This is a genomic window from Rhodococcus sp. YH3-3 (assembly GCF_001653035.1).
Classification (GTDB): domain Bacteria; phylum Actinomycetota; class Actinomycetes; order Mycobacteriales; family Mycobacteriaceae; genus Rhodococcus_F; species Rhodococcus_F qingshengii.
Window position 1 is genome coordinate 1,194,601 of record NZ_BCWH01000001.1, and the last position, 25,334, is coordinate 1,219,934.

Here is a 25,334-nt window from a genome sequence, read left to right on the forward strand (position 1 = left end):
AACAAATCGTGTCAGATCCCATTCTCACTGCTGCCGAGCGGGTTCGAGAGGACGGGCCAAGCGCTCCTCGCGCCGGCCGGGACCCCGTGAACCTGCCGATGATCCGCAACTGGGTCGAGGCGATCGGTGACGAGAACCCGATCTACGTCGACGAATCGGCTGCCCGCGCCGCCGGACACGACGGAATAGTCGCACCGCCGGCGATGGCGCAGGTATGGACGATGCGCGGTCTGGGGGCAATTCGAGAAGCCGACGATCCGTTGGGCCGGATGACGGACATCCTCGACGAGGCCGGATTCACGTCCGTCGTCGCGACCAACTGCGATCAGATCTACCACCGCTATTTGAAGCCGGGTGAAGAAGTCACCATCTCCTCGGTGTTGGAAGACGTTGTGGGACCCAAGAAAACAGGTCTTGGTGAAGGATGGTTCTTCACTACTCGCAGCTTCTGGCGGGTCGGCGAAGAACTGGTCTCGGAGATGATGTTCCGGATCTTGAAGTTCGCGCCGCCAGTCAGCGAGAGTTCCTCCACTGACGTGCCTGCGGACCTGGACGCATCTCGAATGCTGCGTCCGACAGCATCCCTCGACACGCAGTTCTTCTGGGACGGTGTCGCCGCACACGAGTTGCGTATTCAACTGCGTGCGGACGGTTCGGTACAGCACCCGCCGGTGCCCGCGATCTGGAAAGACAAGTCGGAGCAGACCGACTACGTGGTGGCGTCAGGTCGGGGAACGGTCTTCAGCTTTGTCGTTCACCACGCCCCCAAGGTTCCTGGTCGGTCGTTGCCGTTCGTCGTTGCCCTGGTCGAACTGCCTGAGGGTGTGCGGATGCTCGGCGAATTGCGCGGCGTCGATCCGTCGAGTGTGTCGATCGGAATGGAGGTGGAGGCGATCTACCTCGACTTCCCCGGAGACGACGAGACCGGGGGAACTCCCTGGACTCTGTACGCCTGGCAGCCGGTTTCTGTGTCTGCGGTGTCTGCGGTTTCTGCGGTGAAGGAGTGACGATGACTTCGACGACGGATATCACTGTGGGAGAGGTTCTTCCGCAGCTTTCGATTTACGGCGACCCGACGTTTGTGGTCTCGGCGGCGCTCGCTACCCGCGATTTTCAAGATGTTCACCACGACCGCGATCTCGCACAGAAACGCGGCTCGAAGGACATCTTCGTCAACATCCTCACCGACACCGGCTTGGTGCAGCGATTCGTGACCGATTGGGCAGGACCGCGGGCTGTACTCACGTCGATCAAACTCCGCCTCGGAGTCCCCTGGTACGCCTACGACACCTTGACGCTCTCCGGAACGGTGACCTCCTACGACGAGGATCTCGTGTCACTCGCGGTGGTCGGCAAGAACAGCCTGGGAGATCACATCACCGCACAGGTCACACTGGCATTTCCGGCGTCGGGCTCGAATGGAGACACTGAAAACGGAGACATTGAATGAGCGCATTGTCCGGCAAGGCAGCGATCGTCGGAATCGGAGCCACGGATTTCTCGAAGGATTCCGGTCGCAGTGAACTGCGACTGGCCGCCGAGGCTGTTCAAGCCGCGTTGGACGACGCCGGTCTGACACCCGCCGACGTCGACGGTCTTACCTCGTTCACCATGGACACCAACACCGAAGTGGCAGTAGCTCGTTCGGTGGGGATTCCGAACCTCAAGTTCTTCAGCCGCATTCACTACGGAGGCGGTGCCGCTGCGGCGACGATTCAGCAGGCCGCCATGGCTGTTGCCACCGGCGTCGCAGACGTCGTCGTCGCTTACCGCGCGTTCAACGAGCGATCGGGTGCGCGTTTCGGGCAGGTGAACTCCGGCCTTGTGGCGCAGGTCAATTCGTCGGGCACGGATAACGCCTTTTCCTATCCTCACGGATTGGGTACTCCTGCATCGTTTGTCGCGATGGTCGCGCAGCGATACATGCACGTATACGGAGCGTCCAGCGAGGACTTCGGTCGAATCGCCGTCGCGGACCGTAAGCATGCAGCCACCAATCCGAAGGCGTTCTTCTACGGAAAACCGATTACCCTCGAGGACCATCAGAATTCGCGGTTCATCGCCGAACCTTTGCATCTTCTCGATTGCTGCCAGGAGTCCGACGGCGGCATCGCGATCGTCGTCACCTCGCCAGAACGAGCCAAAGATCTGAAGAACACCCCCGCCGTTATCGCTGCCGCCGCACAGGGCAGCGGGGCAGATCAATACATCATGACCAGCTATTACCGCGACGGTTTGACCGGCCTACCGGAGATGGGCCTTGTCGGCGATCAGCTCTGGTCACAAAGTGGGCTGCGCCCGTCGGACATGCAGACGGCGATCTTCTACGACCACTTCACGCCCTATGTTCTGATGCAGCTCGAGGAACTCGGTTTCTGTGGCAGGGGAGAGGCAAAGGACTTCATCGCCGGTGGCGCAATCGAACTCGGCGGCAAGCTTCCGATCAACACCCATGGTGGACAGCTCGGCGAGGCATACATTCACGGGATGAACGGTATCGCCGAGGGTGTTCGGCAGATCCGCGGTACTTCGGTCAACCAGGTCGACTCCGTCGAGAATGTACTGGTGACTGCGGGAACGGGCGTTCCGACATCGGGGCTTGTGCTGACTCGCTGATTATCGTGGGCACAGCTTCATCAAGCGTCACGGCCGGTTGGCACCGCATCGAGGTCTCCTTCGATGCGGTGCTCGGTTCGTGTTCTGTTGTCGCCAAAGAGGTTTGACCTCTCAGGTTTTGAAGGTGGTGTTCGCCGGCCTGGGTTGCTGTCCGGGGTCGATCGAGGGTGGCGGGATGAACCACGGGTTGTTGTCGACACCGATCCGAATCGCCCACTTCCCGACGAGCCCTGATTTCCGGTGCATCAACCGGTGGTGCGAACGGCACAGCAGGACCAGGTTGTTCATCACCGTCGGGCCGCCGTTGGCCCAGTGCCGGATATGGTGTGCATCGGTCCAGGCCGGTACACATGTGCAGCCGGGGAACGCGCAGCCTCTGTCTCGGGCGATCAACGCAGTCCGTTGTTCGGCGGTGACCAGCCTCTTTCCTGGTTGCGCATCCAAGGGCGCGCCGTGATCGTCGAGCAGAACAGTGGACAGGAAACAATCGCACCCGAGGAGTCGGGTCTGCGAGACCGAGAGTGGCCCGAGCCAGGGCATGTGCCCGACATCAAGATCGGACAGCTCCAGTGAGCCGTCATCACCCGAATCCGAAGACTGTGCGGCACAATCCCGATGCTCCGCCAAATCACGAGCATTGATGTGCACGTTCACATGCGGACGCTGACCACCATCGGTACCGGTCTTGGCGCAGTCCAGATAGCGGCGGATCAGTTCGGTGAACCCGTCAGCCGTGCGTTTCGCCGCCGACCGAGCATCCGGCGTCCCATCCGGTGCCGGGGTCGGCATCGTCAGATTCGACAACGCCGACAACAGCATTTCACCGGTCAGGGCATCGAAATCGCCGCGCACCACCACTCGACCGTTCAATGTCGAGGCGATCCGCAACTCGTTGAGATCGACATCCTCGGCGGGCGGGATCTCATCCGATTCGAACAACCGCTCCAAGGTCGCGATCACGTTCCGCACTTTCGTCGTCGTCGCTTCCACACCCGACGCAGCCGCCAACAACAAATCGATGCACTTCGGTAGCGCCTCCTCCGGCATCCCCTTCGGCGGTGACTCACAGAACGCCACGATCAACACAGCATGATCGAACGAGCAATCCCCGCCATCGAACCGAGCCGCCACCGCCGGAAACGGCCGCAAAGCTGCACCCAACGCGGCGATCTTTTTCCCGTCCCGAACCTGCAACATGGTGTTCGCCGCCAACCACGAACCGACCCCGCGGCTGGCGATCACCTGATCATCCGGGCGCATCGAGAGTTCGTCGACCACTGCCACCCGCACAGCCTCGAGACGAAGAATCTCCGCGCTCGCCGACACCGCAGCCGCACGTAACTCAGCAGCCGACAACTGCCACAGACGTCCACGTAACCCCACCGCAGAACCCGAAACCACGTCCGACAACAAGACACTCATTGAATCCCCCGATCCCCTCCCCAAATCATACTCGAACATGCGTTCGAGTCAAGAGGTGCTTTTGGGCTCGCTCTAGGATCGCTGGATGTTCACGTTGACTACGGAACGCCTTGTTCTTCGAGATTTCACTGCCGCGGATGAAGGTGCCGTCCATCAGTACGCGTCCGACCCTGCCGTCTGTAGATATGTTGATTGGGGGCCGAACACCCCCGCGGTGACCAGGGCATTCCTGGCGGACGCGGCACTCGAAGCTGCGCTCGTCGAACGTCGCACGTTCACCCTGGCCATCACGTCGAAGGCCGATGGAGCGGTCATCGGTTCGGTAGCTGTGTGGGAAGTATCCGCCGCGCACCGGCGGGCGGAACTCGGTTTTGTCGTGAACCCGAAGTTCCAAGGGCGAGGCTATGCGTCGGAGGCGGGGCGCGCGGTTCTGGAATTCGCCTTTGCTCGCTTCGGAGCGCAGCGAGTGCAAGCAACGTGTCGTCCCGAGAACTCGGCGTCGGCGTCGGTGCTCACCAAAATCGGAATGGAGGAGGAGGGGCGAATGAGGGCACACATGGTGATCCGGGGGACCGCGGTGGATTCGCTGCTTTTTGCTGCAACACGACCCGCCGCCGTACAGCCAGAGATCACGTCAGCTCACTTCGCGTGACCTTCCCGGGCCCTGGTGCGATACTCGAACCATGTTCGAGGATGCCTTGCTCATCGACGCGGCCGGCCAGCCCACTATGCAGCATCACCAGGCCTTTTCTCGGGACTGGGACCGCATCAAAGAGTGGTCCGACAACATCTACATGCCGTATACGGTCACGCCGATCGGAAGTCGGTTGAAGCCGGCTTCGGACATGTACTCCGCGGCAGTCGGCAAGATCGACGTCACCAGATTCTGTTACGGGATTCCGGTCTCCGTCGGTGAATGTTCGCCTGAGGCCGGAAACATTCTGGTTCTGACGACTATCAGAGGCAACGGTCGACATGCCCTCGGCGGAGGAACTGCGGTGAATACTGCCGTGGGGGAGACCTTTGTCGCCGACTGTAGCCGGACCGACTACTTCGTCGAATTCGACGAAGATCATCTGCAGCTGAATCTCACTGTGCCGCATCAGCTTGTCGCCGATCACGCCATGCAATGGTTCGGGTCGGTTCCCGACGACCGTCTGTGGCGGCACAAGTGCACCATCGGCGGGCGGGGCTCGAGTTGGCTGGCATTGATGGACTACGTCGTTCGCGCAATTGCAGAGTCGCCTGAGGCGATGTCGAGCGAAAGGCTGGGTGCCAGGGTTCAAGAACTCATCGCGGCTCAGCTTCTCGACGAGTGGGCGACGCAGGCCGGGTTGCAACTCGGCGTCGACGTCGCCTCCGCCGAACCGGCCTACGTGCGATCGGCAGAGGAGTACATCGATACGTTTGCTCGCTCGGTGCCGACGGCATCGGAGATCGCGGCTGCGGTGGGTGTCAGTGTCCGGGCGCTCACTGCGGGATTTCGACGGTACCGAGACACCACGCCGGGGCAACGATTGCGCGCGCGTCGGTTGGAGGGTGTACGCGGCGAACTGTTGCGTTCCGACGGGAGAACCGTCTCCGAAATCGCCAACGCCTGGGGCTACGTCAATCTGGGCATGTTTGCGGCCACATACCGGAAACGGTTCGGAGAGTTGCCTTCCGAGACCCGGAATCGACTCTGAGGACAGTTGTTTGAACGGTCATGACGATCGTTTTACGCACTCGATGAACTGCCGTGATCCGTTGTTTCGTGTCGGAGCGTTCTGCAAGGATTGAAATCGAACGTGACAGCAATCCCACGAGCTAGGAGTACGTCATGGCAACTCGACTCAATCCGTACATCAGCTTCAACGGCAATGCCCGTGAGGCGTTGGAGTTCTACAAAGAAATCTTTGGTGGCACGCTGGCGCTGAGCACGTTCGGTGAGTTCGGCAATCCCGGTGAAGGCGGCGACAAGATCATGCACGGAATGCTCGAAACCGATCAGGGATACACCCTGATGGGTGCCGACACTCCGCCCGGCATGCCGTACAACCCCGGCGACAACATCACGGTCAGCCTCAGCGGCGACGACGGCGATGTGCTGCGCGGGTACTGGGAGCAGTTGTCGGGAACGGGAACGGTGAGCGTTCCACTCGAGAAGCAGATGTGGGGCGACGAATTCGGCGCCTGTACAGACAAATTCGGCATTTCCTGGCTGGTGAATATCGGAGCGCCCCAGAGCTGACTCCAATCTCTGCCCGGTTCTGCCGAAACGAGACAGTTTTCCTGCCGTTTCGAGGCAGAGCCGGGTGTGTGATCGCCGTTACATTCTGTTCGACAAGACAAGTTGCAAGTCGGATGGAGAAATGCAGTGACGATCGAAGATATTGCGCGGAAGCCCCTTTCGAAGCAGCACCTCGACGACGTGCTGGCGCGAGCAACTCAGGGGGCTGACCGAGTCCCGGGTGTGGTCGCGATGATTACGGATCGAGAAGGCAACATCTACGAGGGTGCTGCGGGCGAGCGGACTCTCGGTTCCGACGTTCCGATGACCCTCGATACAACCTTTGCGCTCTTCTCCACCACCAAGGCGATCACCGGTACCGCTGTCCTGCAATGTGTGGAGGAGGGATTGCTCGATCTCGATGCACCTGCGGCGACCTATGTTCCCGAAATCGGTGAGCTGAAGGTCCTGGACGGTTTCGACGCCGGCGGAAACCCCGTTCTTCGGGAACCCAAGCGTGACATCACCACTCGCATGCTGCTCCTTCACACTGCAGGGTTCGGCTACGACTTCTTCAACGAGTCGTACAACCGGCTCTCGCAGGAACATGGGCAGCCCAGCGTGATCACGTGTAGCAAAGCGGCGCTCACGACACCGCTGCTCTTCGACCCGGGTGAGAAGTGGGAGTACGGCACCAACATCGACTGGGCCGGACAGGTCGTCGAGTCGATTCGAGGTCAGCGACTCGGCGATGTCATGCGTGAGCGCATCTTCGAACCTCTCGAGATGGCCGATACGGCATTCACGATGAGCCCGTCGATGAAGGATCGACTTGCGCCGATCCATCAGCGTGAGAGCGACGGAAGCCTCACTCCGCTCATCGGATTCGAGCTTCCGGCCGAACCCGAGGTGCACATGGGTGGTCACGGTTTGCACGGCACTGTCGGCGACTACATGAAGTTCATTCGTATGTGGCTCAACGACGGCGCGGGCACTTCGGGTCGCGTGTTGTCGTCGGAGACGGTAGCTGCAGCCGTTCAGAACGGGCTCGAAGGCCAGCACGTGGGGTTGTTGCCCGGAGTTCTCCCGACGCTATCCAACGATGCGGAATTCTTCCCCGGTGTGCCCAAGGGATGGGCATACTCCTTCATGACAAATGAAGAGGTGGCACCCACCGGTAGGCCGGCCGGATCGCTGGCTTGGGCGGGTCTTGCCAACCTCTATTACTGGATCGACCGGCAGACCGGCGTCGGCGGGTTCTGGGCAACGCAGATTCTGCCGTTCGCGGACGCTGGATCCATCAACGGATACCTGGAATTCGAGACCGCCGTTTACCAGTGATCGGCTGGATTCCCGCTGTCCGGGATCGACTGTTTCTTTCGGGCGGGTTCGGAGTACGCATGCAGTACAGCGCACGCTTGCATACGACGAACTAGGAGACGGCATGAACAGCCTCGAAGGCAGCTTCGAAGGAAAAGTTGCACTGATCACCGGCGCCGCACGCGGTCAGGGGCGCGCCCACGCTGTCGCATTCGCGGAGCGTGGCGCGGACATCGTGATCTGCGACCGGTGCGAGAACAGTGATGTCGTCGCCTATCCCCTCGCAAACGAGGAGGATCTGAAGGAAACCGTTCGTTTGGTGGAAGCCACCGGTCGTCGCTGCATTGCCGTCAAGGCAGACACTGCTGATCGCGACGCAATGGACGCGCTCGTTGCCCGCGCTGAAGCCGAGTTCGGCCGTGTCGACATCGCCGTCGCGAATGCCGGTGTGTCCGTGCCCGCTCCGATCACGTCGATGACGTCGGCACAGTGGAACGAAGTCATCTCGTCGAACCTGACCGGTGTGTTCAACACCGTTGCGGCCGTGTCAGGTGGAATGGCGGAACGTGGTTACGGTCGCATCATCACGATTTCCTCGATGATGGGTCGATCTGGTGGCACCCAGATGGCGGCGTACGGCGCCTCCAAATGGGGCGTCATCGGTTTGACGAAGAGTGTGTCGCTCGAACTGGCAAACTCGGGTGTGACCGTGAATGCTATTGCACCGGGGAACATCTCGACGCCGATGATTCACAACGACATGATGTACGCGATGATGCGGCCTGACCTCGAATCGCCGACGGCAGACGACGTCGAACCCGTGTACGCGACTCTGCATGCGCAGCCGGTCGGTTGGCTGGATCCCTTCGAGATCACGCGAGTAGTCCTGTTCCTCGCCGCCGACGCGAGTGCCCACATGAGTGGCATCGTGGTTCCTGTCGACGCCGGAGTCGCCGCTCGCTCGAACGCTTGACGGACAAGACCGTTCGCGCGAAAGCGCGGACCGGGTGGGTCGTCGGCGTCCTGAGTCTGAGCGGCGTGGTGGTCGCGCTGCAACAGACCTTGGTGGTGCCGGTGCTGCCCGAGTTCGCGACGGCATCGGGAGTATCGTCGGCCACCGCTTCGTGGCTGGTGACCTCGACATTGCTGACCGGTGCCGTCGCGACCCCTCTCATCGGCAGACTCGCCGACATGTTCGGAAAGCGCGCGATGATGCTCGTCTGCCTTGCCGTGATGATCGTCGGCTGCATGGTTGCGGCGCTCAGCCAGAGTTTCTGGTTACTGATCCTCGGACGCTCGTTGCAGGGGTTCGCGACGGCACTTCTGCCCGTCGGAATCAGCATCATGCGCGATGTCCTTCCTCCGGAAAAGCTCAGTGGTGCAGTAGCTCTCATGAGTGCGACGTTGGGGATCGGCGGCATGTTCGGTATGCCGATGGCGGGGGTGATCTCGGCGCACTGGGGGCTACCCGCGCTTTTCTGGGTCACCGGTGGATTCGGGGTCGTACTGATAGTCGTCTTGCCTCTGGTGGTGCCGGAATCGGCTGTGAAGAGTCGCGGACGCTTCGACTTTCTGGGAGCCACAGTCCTCACGCTCGCTATGACTGCACTGCTGCTGGCCGTTTCGAAAGGAACCGAATGGGGCTGGGCAAGCCCCGAGGTTCTGGTTCTGATCGCGTCCGGCGTGGTCTTGCTCTGTGGATGGATTCCGTGGGAACTGCACACGCCGGCACCGCTGGTCGATCTGCGGACTTCCCTTCGCGCTCCGATTCTGGTTTCGAACGTCTGCGCAGTATTACTCGGTTTTGCCATGTTCATCAGCGCGTTGGCGGCAACGCAGGAACTTCAGTTGCCCCTGGCGTCGGCGGACGGTCTCGGACTCTCGGCTGCCGAAGCCGGACTGGCGATGATGCCGGGCGGAGTCCTGATGATCGGATTGGCGCCGGTGTCGTCGAAGGTGACGAGGCGATGGGGAGCGAAGGCCACGTTGGCCTCAGGAGCGATCGTCATCGCAATCGGATACGTCTTGCGTGTGCTGTTGACGCCGACGCTGGTCAATATCGTGATCGGCGCTGCCGTGGTATCGGCCGGTGTGGCATTTTCCCTGGCAGCCATGCCGACTCTGATCACCGAATCTGCGCCGATCCATCAGACTGCCTCGGCCAACGGATTCAACAGCCTGCTCCGTTCGGTCGGTACCTCCACCGGAAGCGCCGTTGCGGCAGCGGTATTGGCCAGTTCAACGGTGGTGATCGGTGCGAGCGCTGTGCCGACCCTGCATTCGTTCGCGGTTTTGTACTGGATCGGAGCGGGCGTATCAGCACTGGCCGCCGCTGTGACGTTGGCAGTGAAGGTGGAGCGGACGGGGGCGGTATCGCTGCCCGAGTTACCAATTGCAGCCGAAACCGATGGCGCAACGAAGATCGGGTGAGTCGACGGACGCACCCGATCTTCGTCGTCACCGTTATCTTCGACTGGAATCAACCAGGTACCCGAGACCGGGAGATCCTAGGTGACCCTGGGAGGTGATGTTTCTGGCAATCCGGGGGGTGGTGGTCTGTTCTGTGGTGCAGCGTTTCGGACTGTTGCGTGAAAAATCCTGGAATGTGTCGGCCTCCTGGGTCACACTGGGGAACGGACTACCGACGGATTACCGATGCGGGAGGGCTCATGACCGAAGCGATTGTGGCCGAGGGGCTGGTCAAGAAGTACGGCGACGTCACGGCATTGGACGGCATCGACCTGGAAGTGCGCGAGGGTTCGGTGATGGCTCTGTTGGGCCCCAACGGCGCCGGAAAAACCACTGCGGTAAGGATATTCACGACGCTGCTCATTCCCGACGGTGGACGCGCCAAGGTTGCCGGGCTGGACGTGGTCGAGGATGCGCGGGCGTTGCGATCCAAGATCGGTGCTTCGGGTCAGTACGCCGCGGTCGACGAGTACCTGACGGGCTACGAGAATCTGGACATGGTCGGGCGGCTGTATCACCTCGGCGCCCGAAGCAGTAAGGCCCGAGCGCGTGAATTGCTCGAGCAGTTCGATCTCGTCGAGGCTGGAGATCGGCCGGTCAAGGGCTATTCCGGTGGAATGCGGCGACGTCTCGATCTCGCCGGCGCATTGGTTGCTCGGCCACAGGTGTTGTTTCTCGACGAGCCGACCACCGGCCTCGATCCTCGGGCGCGACTCGGTCTCTGGGACGTCATCGAAGGGTTGGTGGCTCAGGGGACCACGCTGTTGCTCACGACGCAATACATGGAGGAAGCCGAGAGGTTGGCCGACCAGATCGCCGTCATCGACCGCGGCTCGGTCATTGCGCGCGGTACTGCAGATCAGTTGAAGGCGCGGGTCGGGGGTGAGCGCATTGAACTGAGTGTGCACGAGGTCGAGCATCTCGACATCGTCCGCGAGGAATTGCGCTCGCTTGCCGTGGGGGACATTCAGGTTCAAGAGAATGTCCGTCGCGTCACCGTTCCTGTCGACGACGGCACCGACGCGTTGGTCGCGGCGCTGAATCTTCTGTCGGCACGAGGCATCCGCGTATTCGACGTCGGCTTGCGCAGACCCACTCTCGACGATGTCTTCCTCACACTGACCGGGCACCAGGCTGAACTGGAGGATCAGAAATGACCGTGCAGATGGCGCTCGAAGACGGTTTGACCATCGCCAGGCGAAACTTGATCAAGATCAAGCGCGTTCCGGATCTGCTGGTGTTCACCACTTTGTCGCCGATCATGTTCGTGCTCTTGTTCGCGTATGTGTTCGGCAGTGCGATCTCCGTCCCGGGCACGTCGTATCGAGAATTCCTGATCGCCGGAATCTTCACGCAGACGGTCATATTCGGTGCTACCTGGACTGGTTTGGGGATGGTCGAAGACATTCAGAAAGGAATCATCGACAGATTTCGATCGCTGCCCATGGCTCCGTCTGCCGTGCTGACCGGCCGAACATCGAGTGACGTGTTGATCAACGTCATCAGTTTGGTGGTCATGTCGTTGACCGGTCTTCTGGTCGGGTGGCGGATTCACTCCAGTTTCCTCGAAGCGGTGGCGGGTTATGCGCTGCTTCTGTTCTTCGCGTACGCGTTGTCGTGGGTCATGGCTGTTGTCGGGCTTTGGATCCGGACACCGGAGGTATTCAACAACGCGAGCTTCATCGTCATCTTTCCGCTGTCGTTCATCGCGAACACTTTTGTCGAGACCACCAATCTTCCCGGCCCGCTCAAAGTGATCGCCGAATGGAATCCGGTGTCGGCGGTGACTCAGGCGGTGCGTGAATTGTTCGGCAATACCAATCCTGCGATGACGGTTCCGGATGCGTGGCCATTGCAGAATCCGGTCATCGCGTCGTTGTTGTGGACTTTCGGTTTGCTGATCGTCTTCGTGCCGTTCGCTATTCGTCGGTATCAGAAGGCAGTCAGCCGCTGACCTGGTGATTCCGGCCGGTAGGGTGGATATGTGCCGGAGCCCGAACGCATCGACAAACGCAGCCTGAGATACGCCGGGCGACGTGAGGAGTTGCTCGACGCGCTGACCCGCTACGTCATCGACAACGGTGTCGGGGAATTGACGGTGAGGCAGCTCGCCAAGGCCGTGGGTGTGTCGCATGCGTCGTTGCTCAACCATTTCGAGAGCAAGGAGAATCTGCTCTCCGAGGTCATCGAGAACATGCGTGGTGAGTCCATTCCGATTGCGGTGCCGATGAAACCGGGGGTCGATCCGGCGACAGTGCTGACTGCGTGGTGGACCGAACGTACGACGCCGGAGGTCCTGCCGCGGTTCCGGGTGATGGTCGAGATCTACGCCCTCGCGCTCGGCGACCGCGACCGCTACGGACGGTTCCTGGACCGTTTTGTGGGCGATTGGATCGAGGCACTGGAAGCCGGTCTACGACAAGCGGGTTGCCCCGAGGACGATGTTGCCTCTGTCGCTACTCTGTTGCTCTCGCAAATGCGGGGTCTGTCGATGGATCTTCTGGCCACCGGGGACCGGGCCCGCGTCGATCGCGCGTTCGGGCTTTTTGTCGACGGCTTTGCCGCCCGCGCTCGGGAGTGGTCCACGCCAGGATCCGATCGCCTTCAACGCTGACCGATCACCACGGTCGACGCGGTCTCGCTGTAGGTTGCCACCCGAGTGAGAAACCCTCCCCGAGTGAATGTTTCAACAGTCATTTCGACCTGCTCCGTACTTGTCTCGACGAGAAGACAGCCACCCGGTCGTAGCCACGGCGCGGCGTCCGCGATGATGCGACGCTGCAGGTCCAGTCCGTCGGTACCGCCGTCCAACGAGACCAGCGGTTCGTGAAGACGGGCTTCGGGCGGCATCAGCCTGATCGATTCGGTGGGGACGTAAGGTGCATTGGCGACGACGACATCCACGCGACCGAGTAATTTCGTCGGCAGTGGTTCGAATAAATCGCCTTCGAGTACACGCTCGGGCGGTGTGATGTTTCGGCGAGCGCACCGCACTGCGGCCGGTTCCACGTCTACCGCGTACAAATCGACGGCGTCGAGCGTCGACTGCAGGACAACACCGACAGCTCCTGAGCCGCAACACATGTCGACGACGACGCTTCCTGTGGTGACAAGTGAGCAGGCCTGCCGGGCGAGGAACTCGGTGCGCCGGCGTGGGACGAAGACTCCGGAGTCGATGTGAATGCGCAAGCCGCAGAACTCGGCCCATCCGAGGACGGGCTCGAGTGGTTCGCCGGCAACTCGTCGGTCGACCATCGCGTCGAGTTCATCGCGAGAGCGTGCGGTGTGAAGAAGTAGGCGAGCCTCGTCTTCGGCGAAGACGCAACCTGCTGCTCGGAGGATCGCGGCCACCGACTTCTGCTGCGAAGCAGGGAAGGTCGGGAGATCAGGTGCTGACATGAGAGAGCCTTTCGGCCTCCTGATCTCGCGGGGGACCTGCACGTATCGAACACCGCCACCCTACCCGAGCAGGCGTGTCACGACGGTAGATGCGGAGCGGGAATTTAGGTTGACCAAATGGTAAGGCTGTTCTATGGTCTGAACTCGATCAGCTGATGTGGGGCCGATCACCACATATGCATCGTCACCGCAATCGGTAGGAGAAGTACGTGAGTAAGCGACTGTGTAGGACGCTCGTCGGACTGAGTGCGAGTGCGTTGGTGGCGTTGACAGTTGCGGCGCCGGCCGGAGCGGAACCGAACGATGCTCCGGGTGCTGTCGTGAGTCAGGAGTTGCTCGGTCCCGACCGGGTGATCCCGGGTGCCGTGAGCGCAACGAAGGTGACGTACTGGTCGACGGGCCCGAAGGATGCGCCGATGACGAGTACCGGTGTGGTGTTTCGCCCAGAGGGAGCTCCGCCCGAGGGTGGTTGGCCGATCATCTCCTACGCGCACGGGACGGTGGGTGTCGCGGATCAGTGTGCGCCGAGCAGCAGTGTTCCACTCGAACGGACCGCGACGCATCTGGGTCACTGGCTGGAGCAGGGATACGCGGTCGTGACCACCGACTACGTGGGGCTCGGAACACCCGGTGTTCACCCGTATCTCGACGGTCGTTCCGCTGCACACAGCGTTGTGGACATGGTGCGTGCCGCTCGTGCGGTCGACGACGACCTGTCGAGCGCATGGGTTGCGATGGGGCAGTCGCAGGGCGGGCAGGCGACTATGTTCACCGCTTCGCTTGCCACTGCTTACGCGCCGGAGTTGGACTACCGCGGCGCTGTCGCCACTGGCGTCCCCTCGAACATCGAGAATCTTCTACCGCTCGGTGGTCCGGCTTTTCCGGCGCTTCCGCTCAAGGGTACGACGGTCTACATCGCGAACGTTCTTGACGGACTGCGTGCTTCGCGGCCGGATATCGACATCGACTCGTATCTGACCCCGCTCGGCAAGACCATCCTCGATGACGTCGAGAACAACATGTGCTACACCGAGGCGCGCACGAAGTACGGAACCGTCACACTCGGGCAGGTGCTGACGAAGTCGCTGGACAATCCAGTATTCATGGAGGCTGCGCGTGACCTGCTCACTGTGCCGACCGCAGGATACGACCGCCCGTTCTTCATCGGTCAGGGGTTGTCGGACATCGATGTTCCGGCACCGCTGACACTGAAGTTCGCGGCCGACCTTACTGCCAACGGTGTCGACTTTGCATTCCATACCTATCCCACTGATCATCTGGGAACCGTTCCGGCTTCGGTTCCAGACAGCACCCCGTTTGTCGCGGCACTGTTCTCTGGTCAACGGCCCTGCACCGGAAGCCTCTGCTGACCAACATCTTTCAGGCGGCACCAACTCCGCGCAGATAGATGTCGATCGGGATCCGAAGTTGCCGAACGGTTTCGGAGGAGCGGGGATCTCGGCTACGCGCTCCGAGGCAGTAGTCGAAGATCAAGCCCTCCAGAAGGCTCAGAAAATTTTCGGCGGCGACGTCAGGATCGTCAACGCCAATGATGTCGAAGACAGGCCTTGCCTTCTCCCGTGAAAACAGGCTGTCTTCGAGGAGTTGGGGCAATGCCGAATCTCGGGGAGTTTCCAAGAGCAGTGCATATCTCGCGATCAATTCGTGTCTGCGGTGCGAAAGAAGATCATCGAGATACTCGGCCGTCAGGGCAGCAGGATCGCTGGGCCTCTCGCGGAGTTCGTCGAATATCGAACGTGACCGGTGCACGATGTGCAATGCGGTTGCTTCGAGTAGTGCCTCGCGAGTGCGGAAATAGTACGACGTCGAACCGGCAGGAAGTTCCAGGGACTGATCAACCGCCCGATGGGTGAGTGCACGCGGGCCCTGCTCGGCGATGATCGTGACGGCGGATGCCGCGATGAGGGCTCTGCGATCAGGCTTCATGTCGTTCCTTGTTGTCGATGTTGCATGCTGCAGATGGTGCGTCGTGAGGGTCACATTGACTCGATTTGCCTTCGATCACTAGCCTCGACTCTACAGACGTAGAGGAGTCTTATGCTACTGGACGAAGAGCAGTTGGCGGCACGCGAAGCCCTCGACGCACTGCAGGCCCGGATCTCGGGCGGTGAGGTCGGGGGTGGGATCTATCTCTGGGGTAGCGTCGGCCGCGGGAAGACGATGCTCATGGACGAGTTCTACGACGGGCTCCCGGTCGGCAAGCGGCGCATTCACTTTCATCGGTTCTTTGCAGATCTGCACTCTCGGGCGCATGAACTCGGCTCGATGGGCGTGGCACTGGATCACGTCGTCGATGGAATCCGTGTGCTCTGTTTCGACGAGTTCCACCTCGACGACGTCGCCGACGCCATGTTCATGGCAAGGGTTCTCGACACAATCGTCGCGAAAGGCGTGACTGTTGTCGTCACGTCCAATGTTCCGCCGACCGATCTTCTTCCCAATCCGCTTTTTCACGAGCAGTTCGTTCCGTCGATCGAGTTGATGGAGCGGACTCTCGAGGTGATCGAGTTGGGTGGCTCCGTCGACTATCGGACGGCAGGACAGCCAGGTGCCGGGGACTACCGATTTGCGACAGGGGAATTCCTCCTCGGCTCGGGAATTACGCGGCCTTCGGGCGAAAGTGTCGAATTGACGATAGGCACACGCACATTGGAGTGCTCGGCGATTCGAGACGGTGTCGTCTGGTTCGATTTCGAGGTGCTGTGCGCTGGTTCGACCGCGGCTGCCGATTATCTCGCGCTCGCCGCACGCTTCGACGACTGGGTGATCTTCGGAGTGCCGGTGCTCGCCCAGGCGTCGGAATTTGCCCTTCGCCGTTTCGCGAATGTCGTCGATGTTCTCTATGACGTCGATGCGCGGCTGACGATCTACGCCGACGCCTACGTCGAAGAAGTGGCAGGCAGCCTCCGGGACGTGCCGGGGTTGGCGCGCCTCTACAGTCGTCTGTCGCTACTGGCGAGGTCGGCGGCGGGCAGCATCAGTTGAGGAGTAGCGTCAATTCCAGGTGAGGCCGCCGGTCGCGGCGCTGGGCGTGAGCCCGAACATACTGTGGCAGATCCGGTTGAGATGGGCGCTGTCGGTGAAACCGGCCTCGTGTGCACTGGTTGTCAGGGTTGCGCCACTGCTCATCACTTCCATGGCACGTCGTAGCCGCAACCAACGAATGTAGGTCGAAAAGCTCATCTGCAGTTGATCGTTGAAGATTCTTCCCAATCGGCCAGGTGAGATGGAGACCAGCGCGGCGGTGTCCGTCAGCGTTATCGGCCCTGAAAGTCGCTCGTGAAGTAGCGTCAGGGCATGCTCGAGCGCCGGGTGAAGAGCGCGTACGCTCGACGGCTGTCTACTTTCGGACAGTGAATCGATCAGCCTCGCTGCGTATTCCAGATCCGAATCAGCGCCGCGGTCCGTCATCGCTACTGCGGTCTGCCCACGGTCCGACCAGTCGGCCACACCACCGCGGCCCGGCTCCGGTGGCCTGATGCGCAGACCCATCCCGGTGGTGGAGTCAATGTAAATCGCCCGTCCCCGCGCACCCTCGGAGGCGGACAACGCGTGGACCGCCCCGGATGGAATGACCACGGACCGCACGACTTCACTGTGGCCGTCCCCGTCCGTGACCGTGACGTCCCCGTCGTCGATGATCATGATCTGAACAGCGGCGTGCGAATGCATGTGCGCGGATCCCACTGCGCCGGTGAACATGAGAATTCCGGGCTCCATGTGGACGGCGCCGGACCAGGTCATGTCGGAAATCATAGTGACGACCCTGACAGAGCTCGGGGTCCGGTCATCCTCCGGTAGGACCGCACTCGGTTCGAAGATCGTGCGCTGGGCCGATGTGCTGGCGAGGGGTTCACGAGAAGGTGGAATCATGAACAACGCACAAGCACCCGCAGTCCTGTCGGTCCACGCGCTGGGCAAGTCGTACGGCGACGTTCCAGTGCTCCGAGGTGTATCGCTGGAAGTGCGCGCCGGTACTGCTACGGCCATCATGGGTCCTTCAGGGTCGGGCAAGTCGACTCTGCTGCATTGCATGTCAGGAATCGTCAAGCCCGACTCGGGAGCAATCCTGCTGAGCGGCAGGCATATCGAGAACCTCGGTGAGAACGACCGCAGCCGCCTCCGACGCGAGTCGTACGGATTCGTTTTTCAATCGGGCCAACTGTTGCCGGAGCTTCCGGCGATCGAGAACGTCGCTTTGCCCTTGGTGCTCAACGGGTTGTCCATCGCCGAAGCCAAGCGGACGGCGCACGGCTTCTTCGCGCCATTGGGACTGGACGGGCTGCAGGACCGTCGCCCGGGTCAGATGTCGGGTGGGCAGTCGCAACGTGTGGCGATTGCGCGAGCGTTGGTGACCAAACCCGCCGTTCTCTTCGCAGACGAGCCGACCGGTGCCCTCGACGCGCAGACGAGTTGGGAAGTGATGAGGGTGTTGCGTGATTCGGCTCAACAGATCGGTTCTGCGTTGGTCGTCGTCACTCACGATGCCGAAGTCGCTCGGTGGTGTGATCGCACGATGATGATGCAGGCCGGTTCGCTCGTCGGGACACAGGTGGCGGCATGAAGGCCACAGCGCGCGTTGCATTGATGACGGTGCGAGGTGAAGGCCGAAAGGCCTTGAGTACCTTCGCGCTCCCAGTGTCCGCATTTGCCGCCTCGACGACGTTGTTGCTGACGGTGCTCGGCGGCTACGGTGCATTTGCGGGCAGATCGAGCGAACCCGAAGCCGAGGCGTACCTAGCGCTCGCAGGGGTTGCTTCGGTGTTGATGATCGTTCCAGCCGTCACTCTCGGTCTGGCGGCGGCCCGCTTGGGCGCGCGCCGTCGCGACGAACGACTTGCCTCGCTGCGACTCATCGGATCCACCCCTCGCCAGATCGTTGCGCTGTGCGCTGCGGAATCGGGTATCCAGGGCTTGGCCGGTGCGTTGATCGGTGTGGTGGGATACCTCCTCGCGTTGCCGCTCGTAGCTCTCTTGAGATTTCAAGGTCGGACATTCGAGTGGAGTGAGCTTTGGGTAGGCGCACTTCCGCTGGTGGGCATCGTATTCGGAATGACCATCCTGGCTGCTTTGACGTCGATGCTCGGGATGCGCCAGGTGTTCGTGAGCCCGTTGGGCGTCACGGCGGGCAATCCCAGCGCCGCACCGAAGATGATCTTCGCGGTGGCTGGGGTGGGGGTTCTTGTGGGATGGAGTGCATTCGGGGGCTCCGCGGCAAGCATCGCGGCAATCCTGGTGGGCCTTGGTCTCTGCTTCGGCGTTGTTGCGTTGGTCGGTCCGTTCGTCATTTCGCTGCTTGGACGGATCATGCTCAAATGCGCCAAAGACGGTGCTTCGCTGATTGCGGCGCGTCGGGTCTTGGATAATCCGAAGGCTGTGTGGCGCAAGGTCAGCGGTGTGACGATGGCCAGCTTTGTTGCCGCAGGCACATCTCTCCTCGCCGCGATCGGCAACGGGGAAGGGCAGGATTTGCAGCCAGGGCAGGAGTTCCTGTTCGCGGACATGAGAACCGGGGTGTTGTTCACTCTCGGAGCAACATTCACTTTGGCGGCAATCTCGTCTGCGCTCACCCAGGTATCCGGGATCCTCGACAACCGTGAGCTGTATCGGAGTCTGACTCTGGCCGGTACACCTGTCGAGGTGATGGACAGCGCCCGCATGCGGCACGTTCGCACTCCCGTGGTGGTGATGGCACTGGCCGGCGCCGGCGCTGCACTGCTGTTCCTCTTCCCGCTGGCAGGGGCAGCCGTATTGACCACTCCGATGGCGCTGGTTCAGTTGGGCGTCACCCTGGCTGTGGGGATCGCGTTGGTGTTGGCCAGTGCGTTTGCAGCCAAGCCCGTCATGCGACGGGTACTCGCGGGCTGAATCTCCACCGATCGTCCGTCAGTTCTGTCTCCGGAACGGTTCGGCCAACTGGCCGAGGTAGTCGTTCGGGTAGTCGGGCTTGGCCGCCATTCCGAGATCGTCACTGCTGAATCGCTTTTCCGGATCGAAAGAATAAGTGCGGAACAGGTGATCCCAGATCAGAGTGAACAAACCGAAATTGACGTCACCGATTCCCGCCCACTTCAGGTGATGGAATCGGTGGCCGGCGTTGAGGGCGAGTATCGGGCGCAGGGGGCCGATGCGGTAGTCGGCATTCGAATGCTGAAGCAGGAGTTGGACAGCGACACAAACCGCGAGCGCCGAGGCAACTGGAACGGGCATCCCGAGGAGGATCAGTGGCAGGACGCCACCGGCGGTTTCGAAAGTCTGATGTACGGGGTGCTTCATCAGTCCGTTCATACCGTAGAACCGTTCGAGGCTGTGATGAACCGCGTGGAAACGCCACAACCATCCAACCTTGTGGCTGATCAAATGCACGACGGTGATGCCGAAATCGGCAACCAACACTGCGAAGACGACCTGAACGACAAACGGAAGACCGATCGGCCACAGCCCGTCGAACGGAATCACCGCTGCCATCAACGGGATGACCGCGACGCTGACCAGGATGAGAGATTCGTTGACAAACGCATGGACCGCGTCGCGAAACCTGTCCGGTCCGGGGGCATTCCACGAAGATTCGTAGGGAAGCGTCCGTTCGGCCGCGAAAGAGCAGACCACTGCGACGAGAATCAATGCCACCAGTGACCATTTCGGCGCGCCGGATGCCGCCAGCGCGATTGCGGCTCCGTTGATTCCCAAGAGCATGAACGGGACGTACCCGTATCTGACGATGAAGGTGAGCATGTATTCGATGGTGCACGGCGCGGGTGGTCCTCGACTTGTACGAATCGGTCGACTTTCAGTCAGCCGAACAAGCGGTGTCGCGTTACTTCGTCAGCACGGTGGCGAGTGCAGCGCTCAGATACGGAGTGATGTTCTCGACGACCCGTGTCACGATCGCAGTGGCGACGTCAGCCGGTTGCAGTGGCACCGACGGTGTCTGCGGCAGCGCCGGGGGAGCAGGCGGAGCGGGCTCGGACATCATCGGCGTGTAGGTGTTGTGCTTCGTGAAGTAGCCGAAGACCGAATCCACGAACACCTCGGGCGCATCACGCGGCTTGGGCATGTTGCAGATGCCGTCACCCTCGATGCAGACTTCCTGCACTGCGATGTCTCCGAATCCGCCGCGTGCTCCGGACATCGTCGCTCCCGGAACGACATTGGGCACTACGGTTTCGATGCCCCCGGCCGAGTTGCGAGGGTCGGCGTAGAGGACGCCTTCGACTTGCGATTGGGGAATGGATCCGTCACGTGCGATGTCACCGAGAACGTCGCCGGCAATCCGTGCTCCCTGTGAGTATCCGGTGACGACGATCTCGCTGCCCGGGCACTGAGCGTGGAAAGCGTTGACTTCGGTGCGAAGCGTCTGGGCGCCGGCGGCAACGCTCTGGTCGTACGTCTGTTCGCCGAGCGGCCAGAAGCTGGCGGGGTAGGTCACCGGCTTGGAGGCGTAACCCTGGGCGACGTAGCGGTCGGTGACGGGTTGCGTCGTTTGTCCCGTCGGATCCCACGTTCCGCCGACCGCGAATACCGCACCGGCCGGGCACGACCCACCGTCATTCGGGTCCGCTCCGGCAGGTACCGACATCACAAGAGTCACCCCCGCTGTGACTGCAACCGTGCATGCCACTGACATCGCGTATTTCCTCATCGGGCCTGTCCCCATCTATCTACGTTCTCGTTCACTGGCGAGACAACCCGCGGTCCGACGCGTTTCGTTCGGTACTGAAGAGAATGGTGATGGGGCGATAAGTCCTGGAGGTAATCCGTGCGTAAACAGGAAGTTGCCGACCGGCGCTGTTTACTACCAGCGTGTGTGGGGCGTCACGGCGTCGGTACCTGCGGCGGGTGATCCGGCTCGAGGAGGGTTCCGATCTCCTTCCCCATCGACACGGCGTTGTTGAGGTCCGCGTTGGTTGTCGGCCCGAGTGTGGCGTAGACGACGATCGTCGTCTTCGAGTCGGGGTAGTAGAGCGCGAGACCGTTGTAACCGCCGTACGACGGGTTCATCACCAGCCAGCCGTCGAGGTGCCCGGTCCCGAAGGAAAAGAACTTGTCCGCCGTCATACTTCCCAAGCCCGCAGTCGTCGGCGCCATCTGCTGCTCGAAAGCCTTGTCGGATAGTAACTCTCCCGTTCCCAGTGCGCGCACCCACTTTCCGACGTCGGCGACAGGCGCGTTCATGTTTCCGCTGTGCAGGAACGCCGTCGGATTCCAGAAAGTGGAGTCTTCGAATACTCCACGTTCATTGGTGTAACCGTGCAGGATCGGTTCGTCCATCTGCGACGTGAGTACAACGCTGCTGTGATCCATCCCGAGTGGATCGAAGACGCGCTGCTGAAGTAGTTCGCCCAGCGGTTTTCCAGTCGCTTTCTCCATGACGTCGCCGAGCAGCGTCAGGTCGCTGTGCGCGTACGCCCAACTGGTGCCGGGTTCGAACAACGGCGGGCGGGAGTTGGCAAGATCCAGGATCTCTCGAGAAGTCCAGCCCTTCATCGGGTTGTCCGTGAAGAGTTTGAGGAACTGTGGATCGGTCACGTAGTCGGAGATGCCCGACGTGCTGTTGGCCAGCATTCGCGGAGTGATGGTGTCTGCGCGTGGAAAGTTCGGTTCCCACTTCGCGATCGGTTGATCGAGGGGAAGCGTTCCCTCTTCGTCGAGTTGCAGCAGGACTGTCGAGAGCATCGGTTCCATCGGTTGGCCGACGCGCAACTGCATGTCGGTTGTCGCCGGAACTCCGACAGGGGACTCTCCGACGGCGCCGAGAGCAACTTCGTCGTCGCCTCGCCACACCCCGAACACAGCGGCACTGAGGCCCAAGTCGGCCACTTGGCGGCGGACGATGTCCGTGATCTCGGTGGATTCCCGACTGCTCGAGGTGCTGGGAGAGGCGCTGCCCGTGTTTGTTGCGGAGTCATCGTCGGAACTGCACGCAGCGGTTGCAATGGCAACGGTCAAGGCGATCGACAGAGCAGACAGCCGCACCCGAGCGCGGTGGTGGGAGGAAGTCATGCCTGCGATCCCTTCGATGTGGAAATCGAGCAACCGACGCCGAGCAATGTCCCAATTGGCCGAATTTACCGCAGTTGGAAGGAGGAGGGGTCAGATCGACCGTATAGGCGCAACTGCTGTTCCAGTGCAGTCCTCATTCGGGTGCCGCGTCCGGTTCCTCTCGCAGGTCCTGCGCTTGCTGAAGCTCGGCGTTGATGCGACGGGCTTCGGTGAGTTGGTCTTCGAGGATGATGATGCGGCAAGCCGCGTCGAGCGCCGTGCCGTTGGCTACGAGTTCGTGCGCGCGGGCTGCGATGCGCAGCTGGTAGCGGGAGTAGCGGCGATGTCCGCCCTCAGAGCGTTGCGGGGTAAGTAGTTTCGCGGCATCGAGGCTACGAAGGAAAGCTTGCCTGACACCGAGGATCTCGGCCGCATGTCCCATGCTGTACGCAGGATAGTTCTCGTCGTCGAATCTGCCGGAGGGGTCCCCCGGTGGTGTATCTGCCGGAATGGCTCGCTTCTTTCGCTGAACGGACGGGGCCCCCGGCGCGAGGAGCGCCGGGGGCCGGATGGGGTTGAACTTACTTACATAACTGCATTCTTTCGAACTTCCGGACTCGCACAAGACATCCGGTAGCCGCTTTGAAGGGGGGTGCCGGGTCCGACTACACACTCACACACGAATTCGGCCCCGGCACGTCCCTGCCCTGCGGTACTGCTTGCGGGTAGTTCATCTCTCCCGCATCTCTTGACTCGTTCCTTGCTACGAGAAAAAAGATACAACAGCCTCGCGAGAATGTCTACCCTGACCGCTGTAGATATTTTGTTGCGAACATTCAGGTGTTGATATTCAGGAACGGCCTGGTCGCCGGGGGTGAGAGCGCTCAATGTGAGTCATAGGAGATGGATCTGGGACAATGCTCCGATGCGAAATACCCCGAAGTCCGAGTCGTTGTTGCGCGCCCGCGCGGAGAGGGAAGAGCGCACCGGCTCCTCCGAGCATCCAGCTGGTGGCGCGCCGAACCCCGGAGAGGACTCGTCGTCGTCCGAGCCGGGGGCACGCAGCGACAGCGCCACGATTCGGTCGGCTCGGTCCGAGCTCTCAACTCACGCCAGGGCAGTGGAAAGTATGCACGAGGCGATCCATCCTGATCGCGATTGAGGCAGCTGCCTCGTCGGGATGCGGGGGGACTCCTTCATCCCGCTCACTGCAACGCACGACGGCCGCCGCACTCCCGAAAGTAAAGGGAGTGGCGACGACCGTCGAGTTGTCAGAGTGTGCGCTCAGTACTTGAACCTCAAGGCAGCAACTGGTCCAGGAAGGTGTTGCTGAAGACCTTGTGCGGATCCAACGCGTTGAATGCGGCGTTGGCGGTGTCCCAGTTGTCGCTCGATGGGACGCCGTCGCGGTAGGTCTGGGGGAGGCCCTGGGTGATGATCGGGGTGTCGGTGTACGGCTTGTCGGGGCCGAACGCCCAGCCCTTGGACCACTCGGGGCGGAAGGTGGCGTCGTTGTTGTTGTAGTGATTACGCATCCACTGTTCCATTTCGCGGTAGAACGCGAACATGCCGGGGGTTCCGGGGACGCCGAGGACGTTGAGCCAGATGGCGGTGTCCCATTCCGGATGGTCGGGGCGCGGGCGCATGGCCGAGATGGTGGGGGCGCCTGCCGAGTCGACCTCGACATCCGACGGTTGATCGAGGCCGCAGCAACGGATTTCGACGGGGCCGTTGAGGGGGAACTGTCCGATAGAGCGGTAGTACTCCATGCGACCGTTGAACCACTGGGTGAAGTCGTGGATGACCTGGCCGATGTTGGCGCGCGAGGTGATGACGGCTCCGCCGCCCTCGGTCAGGCGCAGGGTGGTGGCCCGGATGTAGAACTGGACGTCCTTGGACCATCCCCACAGGTCGTTGGAGAACGTCGCGGCGAGTCCGGCAACGGTGGTGGCGTACATGATCTGCCCGAATGCCGGTGCGATGCCCGGGTTTCCGGAGTTGATCTGGCCGATCATGTCGGTGACCGGCTCCGGGAGGTTGTCGGAGAAGATGTAGTTGTACGGTCCGGTCACCTCACGCGAGAACGGCGGCTTGGTGGGTGCAAGTGACCACACCTTCATCCACGGGCGTTCGGTGAAGGGGTACCAGATTGCTTCTGCGCGACCGTTTTCGCGGACGAACTTCTCGAAGGTGCGTCCGGACGCTCCGCGGGCGCCGAAGAGTTCCTGCCAACCGATGTCGGTGTGGCTGACGCAGCGCATGCGGTAGTTGGGGGCGGCCTGCAAGGTGACGGAGGTGAGGAAGGTGCGTCCGAGGTGAGTCAGCAGCGGCTTGATCGCCGCGTCGCTACGTGCATACGTCTTCAGTGCGTACTCGCTGCCGTTCCAGACCACTGCGGTCAGGGACGTGACGAGGTTGGAGAGTGAGCCGAAAGTCTGTCCGGGAACGTGTGCTTCGCCTTCGGCGGGGAGAGCTGCGCCGTGAGCGTCGACGGCGAGGCAGCCGGCAATGGTCAACACACCCGGCGCCGGCAGGTTCGCGAACCCGAGGCCCTGTGCCTGCAGTGCGGTCGTGATGGCGTCGAGGGTCGCGCCGGGTCCTGCGGTGACCTCCTTGGACCAGTTCTGATATGCCTGCTGGTACAGCGCGATGCCTTCGGGGAAGGCAGGCGGCGGTGTGAGGGTGGACACGGGACCACCCGCGGAGCCGGAAGAGCCGGCGGGGACGGCGTAGGCCGGCGTCCAGCCGGCGAATGCGGTCGCTGCCACGGCGCCGGCTCCAGCGGCCATGAAACCTCGTCGGGACAGTCGGAACTTTTCGTCTTGTGCCGTCATCTTCGGGCTACTCCATCGGGTTCGAGAACTACGGTGAGTTCTAACAGGTGGGTATCAGACAG

General features: G+C 61.6%; 26 protein-coding genes. 17 read left to right on the plus strand and 9 right to left on the minus strand.

The window, feature by feature from the left end; translation table 11 throughout:
• Window positions 1-5 precede the first annotated feature (5 nt).
• The 3 genes from YH3_RS05610 to YH3_RS05620 are packed head-to-tail and all read left to right on the plus strand — an operon-like array spanning window position 6 to window position 2,616.
• Window positions 6-1,007 (plus strand): bifunctional MaoC family dehydratase N-terminal/OB-fold nucleic acid binding domain-containing protein, encoded by a 1,002-nt coding sequence (locus YH3_RS05610; protein WP_051649499.1) that lies wholly within the window; start codon window positions 6-8, stop codon window positions 1,005-1,007.
• A gap of 2 nt (window positions 1,008-1,009) precedes the next feature.
• Window positions 1,010-1,450 (plus strand): MaoC family dehydratase, encoded by a 441-nt coding sequence (locus YH3_RS05615; RefSeq protein ID WP_042920527.1) that lies wholly within the window; start codon window positions 1,010-1,012, stop codon window positions 1,448-1,450.
• Window positions 1,447-2,616 (plus strand): lipid-transfer protein, encoded by a 1,170-nt coding sequence (locus YH3_RS05620; RefSeq protein WP_019746856.1) that lies wholly within the window; start codon window positions 1,447-1,449, stop codon window positions 2,614-2,616. The genes YH3_RS05615 and YH3_RS05620 overlap by 4 nt, the downstream gene beginning before the upstream one ends.
• Window positions 2,617-2,727: 111 nt before the next feature.
• Here the strand turns inward: YH3_RS05620 and YH3_RS05625 are convergent, their stop codons facing one another.
• Window positions 2,728-4,038 carry an HNH endonuclease signature motif containing protein gene (locus YH3_RS05625; protein WP_064443093.1) on the minus strand — a complete coding sequence of 437 codons (1,311 nt, stop codon included), beginning with the start codon at window positions 4,036-4,038 and terminating at the stop codon, window positions 2,728-2,730.
• Window positions 4,039-4,123: 85 nt separating this feature from the next.
• Between YH3_RS05625 and YH3_RS05630 the strand changes: the two genes are divergently transcribed.
• From YH3_RS05630 to YH3_RS05670, 9 genes are all read left to right on the plus strand, one after another.
• Window positions 4,124-4,690 carry a GNAT family N-acetyltransferase gene (locus YH3_RS05630; RefSeq protein ID WP_047269633.1) on the plus strand — a complete coding sequence of 189 codons (567 nt, stop codon included), beginning with the start codon at window positions 4,124-4,126 and terminating at the stop codon, window positions 4,688-4,690.
• Between the two features lie 31 nt (window positions 4,691-4,721).
• Window positions 4,722-5,723, plus strand: coding sequence for an AraC family transcriptional regulator (locus tag YH3_RS05635; RefSeq protein WP_050655866.1), 1,002 nt, complete (start codon window positions 4,722-4,724; stop codon window positions 5,721-5,723).
• A gap of 134 nt (window positions 5,724-5,857) precedes the next feature.
• The gene (locus YH3_RS05640; protein ID WP_047269632.1) at window positions 5,858-6,268 is read left to right on the plus strand and encodes a VOC family protein; all 411 of its coding nucleotides are present in this window, start codon (window positions 5,858-5,860) and stop codon (window positions 6,266-6,268) included.
• Window positions 6,269-6,448: 180 nt separating this feature from the next.
• Window positions 6,449-7,588: a serine hydrolase gene (locus tag YH3_RS05645; RefSeq protein WP_238592586.1), complete on the plus strand. Its 1,140-nt coding sequence runs from the start codon at window positions 6,449-6,451 to the stop codon at window positions 7,586-7,588.
• Between the two features lie 103 nt (window positions 7,589-7,691).
• Entirely contained in the window at window positions 7,692-8,540 is an 849-nt protein-coding gene (locus YH3_RS05650; RefSeq protein ID WP_003945658.1) for a mycofactocin-coupled SDR family oxidoreductase, read from the plus strand.
• Window positions 8,537-9,997: an MFS transporter gene (locus YH3_RS05655; RefSeq protein WP_064443095.1), complete on the plus strand. Its 1,461-nt coding sequence runs from the start codon at window positions 8,537-8,539 to the stop codon at window positions 9,995-9,997. Before YH3_RS05650 ends, YH3_RS05655 begins: the two co-directional genes overlap by 4 nt.
• 239 nt (window positions 9,998-10,236) lie before the next feature.
• On the plus strand, window positions 10,237-11,193 hold the full coding sequence (locus YH3_RS05660; RefSeq protein ID WP_003945489.1) for a daunorubicin resistance protein DrrA family ABC transporter ATP-binding protein: 957 nt from the start codon (window positions 10,237-10,239) through the stop codon (window positions 11,191-11,193).
• The gene (locus tag YH3_RS05665; protein WP_003945537.1) at window positions 11,190-11,990 is read left to right on the plus strand and encodes an ABC transporter permease; all 801 of its coding nucleotides are present in this window, start codon (window positions 11,190-11,192) and stop codon (window positions 11,988-11,990) included. Before YH3_RS05660 ends, YH3_RS05665 begins: the two co-directional genes overlap by 4 nt.
• Before the next feature lie 30 nt (window positions 11,991-12,020).
• Window positions 12,021-12,650, plus strand: coding sequence for a TetR/AcrR family transcriptional regulator (locus tag YH3_RS05670; protein ID WP_007734052.1), 630 nt, complete (start codon window positions 12,021-12,023; stop codon window positions 12,648-12,650).
• Here YH3_RS05670 and YH3_RS05675 read toward each other — a convergent pair.
• A complete protein-coding gene (locus tag YH3_RS05675) occupies window positions 12,641-13,435 on the minus strand; it encodes a putative protein N(5)-glutamine methyltransferase (protein WP_064443096.1) in 795 nt (264 codons plus the stop codon). The two genes, YH3_RS05670 and YH3_RS05675, sit on opposite strands and share 10 nt — an antisense overlap.
• A gap of 209 nt (window positions 13,436-13,644) precedes the next feature.
• Between YH3_RS05675 and YH3_RS05680 the strand changes: the two genes are divergently transcribed.
• Window positions 13,645-14,805, plus strand: coding sequence for a lipase family protein (locus tag YH3_RS05680; protein ID WP_064443097.1), 1,161 nt, complete (start codon window positions 13,645-13,647; stop codon window positions 14,803-14,805).
• A 10-nt stretch (window positions 14,806-14,815) separates the two neighbouring features.
• Here YH3_RS05680 and YH3_RS05685 read toward each other — a convergent pair whose 3' ends face one another.
• Window positions 14,816-15,382, minus strand: coding sequence for a TetR/AcrR family transcriptional regulator (locus tag YH3_RS05685; RefSeq protein WP_064443098.1), 567 nt, complete (start codon window positions 15,380-15,382; stop codon window positions 14,816-14,818).
• A gap of 111 nt (window positions 15,383-15,493) precedes the next feature.
• Here YH3_RS05685 and zapE point away from each other — a divergent pair, with 111 nt between their 5' ends.
• Entirely contained in the window at window positions 15,494-16,441 is a 948-nt protein-coding gene (gene zapE / locus YH3_RS05690) for a cell division protein ZapE (protein WP_042920508.1), read from the plus strand.
• 9 nt (window positions 16,442-16,450) lie between these two features.
• Here zapE and YH3_RS05695 read toward each other — a convergent pair whose 3' ends face one another.
• The gene (locus tag YH3_RS05695) at window positions 16,451-17,200 is read right to left on the minus strand and encodes an AraC family transcriptional regulator (protein ID WP_042920562.1); all 750 of its coding nucleotides are present in this window, start codon (window positions 17,198-17,200) and stop codon (window positions 16,451-16,453) included.
• Here YH3_RS05695 and YH3_RS05700 point away from each other — a divergent pair.
• Together YH3_RS05700 and YH3_RS05705 are read left to right on the plus strand one after the other, a co-directional pair.
• Window positions 17,175-18,020: an ABC transporter ATP-binding protein gene (locus YH3_RS05700; protein WP_007734065.1), complete on the plus strand. Its 846-nt coding sequence runs from the start codon at window positions 17,175-17,177 to the stop codon at window positions 18,018-18,020. The two genes, YH3_RS05695 and YH3_RS05700, sit on opposite strands and share 26 nt — an antisense overlap.
• Window positions 18,017-19,324 carry an FtsX-like permease family protein gene (locus YH3_RS05705; RefSeq protein ID WP_064443099.1) on the plus strand — a complete coding sequence of 436 codons (1,308 nt, stop codon included), beginning with the start codon at window positions 18,017-18,019 and terminating at the stop codon, window positions 19,322-19,324. The genes YH3_RS05700 and YH3_RS05705 overlap by 4 nt, the downstream gene beginning before the upstream one ends.
• An 18-nt stretch (window positions 19,325-19,342) precedes the next feature.
• Here YH3_RS05705 and YH3_RS05710 read toward each other — a convergent pair whose 3' ends face one another.
• The 4 genes from YH3_RS05710 to YH3_RS05725 all read right to left on the minus strand — a co-directional run bounded on the left by YH3_RS05710 (window position 19,343) and on the right by YH3_RS05725 (window position 22,880).
• Complete coding sequence (locus YH3_RS05710; protein ID WP_064443100.1) at window positions 19,343-20,191, minus strand: sterol desaturase family protein; 849 nt, start codon at window positions 20,189-20,191, stop codon at window positions 19,343-19,345.
• An 82-nt stretch (window positions 20,192-20,273) separates the two neighbouring features.
• Complete coding sequence (locus YH3_RS05715; protein ID WP_003945630.1) at window positions 20,274-21,083, minus strand: PE-PPE domain-containing protein; 810 nt, start codon at window positions 21,081-21,083, stop codon at window positions 20,274-20,276.
• Between the two features lie 188 nt (window positions 21,084-21,271).
• A complete protein-coding gene (locus YH3_RS05720) occupies window positions 21,272-22,459 on the minus strand; it encodes a serine hydrolase (protein WP_050794088.1) in 1,188 nt (395 codons plus the stop codon).
• Window positions 22,460-22,592: 133 nt separating this feature from the next.
• Window positions 22,593-22,880: a MerR family transcriptional regulator gene (locus tag YH3_RS05725; RefSeq protein ID WP_003945791.1), complete on the minus strand. Its 288-nt coding sequence runs from the start codon at window positions 22,878-22,880 to the stop codon at window positions 22,593-22,595.
• Between the two features lie 483 nt (window positions 22,881-23,363).
• Between YH3_RS05725 and YH3_RS35535 the strand changes: the two genes are divergently transcribed.
• Entirely contained in the window at window positions 23,364-23,600 is a 237-nt protein-coding gene (locus YH3_RS35535; protein ID WP_007734072.1) for a hypothetical protein, read from the plus strand.
• A 136-nt stretch (window positions 23,601-23,736) separates the two neighbouring features.
• Here the strand turns inward: YH3_RS35535 and YH3_RS05730 are convergent, their stop codons facing one another.
• Complete coding sequence (locus YH3_RS05730) at window positions 23,737-25,272, minus strand: cholesterol oxidase substrate-binding domain-containing protein (RefSeq protein ID WP_064443101.1); 1,536 nt, start codon at window positions 25,270-25,272, stop codon at window positions 23,737-23,739.
• Window positions 25,273-25,334: the final 62 nt, after the last annotated feature.

Excerpts from the sequence above, each read along its gene's own strand:
- YH3_RS05615 (WP_042920527.1), top strand. The coding sequence starts at position 1,010 with ATGACTTCGACGACGGATATCACTGTGGGAGAGGTTCTTCCGCAGCTT.
- YH3_RS05620 (WP_019746856.1), top strand. The coding sequence starts at position 1,447 with ATGAGCGCATTGTCCGGCAAGGCAGCGATCGTCGGAATCGGAGCCACG.
- YH3_RS05625 (WP_064443093.1), bottom strand. The coding sequence starts at position 4,038 with ATGAGTGTCTTGTTGTCGGACGTGGTTTCGGGTTCTGCGGTGGGGTTA.
- YH3_RS05630 (WP_047269633.1), top strand. The coding sequence starts at position 4,124 with ATGTTCACGTTGACTACGGAACGCCTTGTTCTTCGAGATTTCACTGCC.
- YH3_RS05635 (WP_050655866.1), top strand. The coding sequence starts at position 4,722 with ATGTTCGAGGATGCCTTGCTCATCGACGCGGCCGGCCAGCCCACTATG.
- YH3_RS05640 (WP_047269632.1), top strand. The coding sequence starts at position 5,858 with ATGGCAACTCGACTCAATCCGTACATCAGCTTCAACGGCAATGCCCGT.
- YH3_RS05650 (WP_003945658.1), top strand. The coding sequence starts at position 7,692 with ATGAACAGCCTCGAAGGCAGCTTCGAAGGAAAAGTTGCACTGATCACC.
- YH3_RS05660 (WP_003945489.1), top strand. The coding sequence starts at position 10,237 with ATGACCGAAGCGATTGTGGCCGAGGGGCTGGTCAAGAAGTACGGCGAC.
- YH3_RS05665 (WP_003945537.1), top strand. The coding sequence starts at position 11,190 with ATGACCGTGCAGATGGCGCTCGAAGACGGTTTGACCATCGCCAGGCGA.
- YH3_RS05675 (WP_064443096.1), bottom strand. The coding sequence starts at position 13,435 with ATGTCAGCACCTGATCTCCCGACCTTCCCTGCTTCGCAGCAGAAGTCG.
- YH3_RS05685 (WP_064443098.1), bottom strand. The coding sequence starts at position 15,382 with ATGAAGCCTGATCGCAGAGCCCTCATCGCGGCATCCGCCGTCACGATC.
- zapE (WP_042920508.1), top strand. The coding sequence starts at position 15,494 with ATGCTACTGGACGAAGAGCAGTTGGCGGCACGCGAAGCCCTCGACGCA.
- YH3_RS05700 (WP_007734065.1), top strand. The coding sequence starts at position 17,175 with ATGTGGACGGCGCCGGACCAGGTCATGTCGGAAATCATAGTGACGACC.
- YH3_RS05695 (WP_042920562.1), bottom strand. The coding sequence starts at position 17,200 with ATGACCTGGTCCGGCGCCGTCCACATGGAGCCCGGAATTCTCATGTTC.
- YH3_RS05705 (WP_064443099.1), top strand. The coding sequence starts at position 18,017 with ATGAAGGCCACAGCGCGCGTTGCATTGATGACGGTGCGAGGTGAAGGC.
- YH3_RS05710 (WP_064443100.1), bottom strand. The coding sequence starts at position 20,191 with ATGCTCACCTTCATCGTCAGATACGGGTACGTCCCGTTCATGCTCTTG.
- YH3_RS05715 (WP_003945630.1), bottom strand. The coding sequence starts at position 21,083 with ATGTCAGTGGCATGCACGGTTGCAGTCACAGCGGGGGTGACTCTTGTG.
- YH3_RS05720 (WP_050794088.1), bottom strand. The coding sequence starts at position 22,459 with ATGACTTCCTCCCACCACCGCGCTCGGGTGCGGCTGTCTGCTCTGTCG.
- YH3_RS05725 (WP_003945791.1), bottom strand. The coding sequence starts at position 22,880 with ATGGGACATGCGGCCGAGATCCTCGGTGTCAGGCAAGCTTTCCTTCGT.
- YH3_RS35535 (WP_007734072.1), top strand. The coding sequence starts at position 23,364 with ATGCGAAATACCCCGAAGTCCGAGTCGTTGTTGCGCGCCCGCGCGGAG.
- YH3_RS05730 (WP_064443101.1), bottom strand. The coding sequence starts at position 25,272 with ATGACGGCACAAGACGAAAAGTTCCGACTGTCCCGACGAGGTTTCATG.